Raw genomic sequence first — 213 nt, 5'->3', positions numbered from 1 at the left:
TGGATGGTTCCTACGGCAAGCTGACCATCACTGAAACCGGTGAATGGAAATACGAGCTGGACGGCCGCGCACAGGCGCTGGACAATGGCGACGTCCGCACCGAGACCTTTACGGTGACAACCAACGGCGGCGACACGCACACCATCACCATCACGGTGAACGGTACCGAAGATGCACCCGTCATCACCGGAACTGACACCGGAGCCGTGACCG

1 protein-coding gene is annotated in these 213 nt (G+C 60.6%); it reads left to right on the top strand.

Annotated features, from left to right (window positions below; genetic code table 11):
- Nucleotides 1–213: VCBS domain-containing protein (locus HUV30_RS03985; RefSeq protein ID WP_174404148.1), on the top strand; the 213-nt coding region annotated here is incomplete at both ends.

The sequence above is a fragment of the Desulfovibrio subterraneus genome (assembly GCF_013340285.1).
Lineage (GTDB): Bacteria > Desulfobacterota > Desulfovibrionia > Desulfovibrionales > Desulfovibrionaceae > Halodesulfovibrio > Halodesulfovibrio subterraneus.
Note: the sequence above shows the minus strand (reverse complement) of the source record. Positions and strands in the feature narration are given on the sequence as shown.